The 227-nt window shown below is 24.7% G+C and carries 1 protein-coding gene; it reads right to left on the minus strand.

Annotated elements, in window-relative coordinates; all coding sequences use genetic code 11:
* On the minus strand, nucleotides 1–227 hold a 227-nt coding region (locus NG901_RS16905), incomplete at both ends, for a hypothetical protein (RefSeq protein ID WP_252217117.1).

Genomic DNA, 227 nt, shown 5'->3' on the forward strand with positions numbered 1-227 from the left:
TTTAGTTTTAATATTCTTTAATTCTACTTTTTCAAATACATCTTTTATATTAAGTCTTATTGTTTCATATTGGACATTGGATTGTAATTTTTCTAGATCTTTACTGTTTGTTATAATTGGATTTTTTTCATCCCCAGTTTCTTCTGGTGAATTACCAGTTGCAATGTTTTTGTCTAATATAATACTACCACTAACTTTTTCTTCAATATTTTTTACAGTTCCAATAC

It is taken from the genome of Clostridium sp. CMCC3677, assembly GCF_023845585.1.
GTDB classification, from domain to species: domain Bacteria; phylum Bacillota; class Clostridia; order Clostridiales; family Clostridiaceae; genus Clostridium; species Clostridium aquiflavi.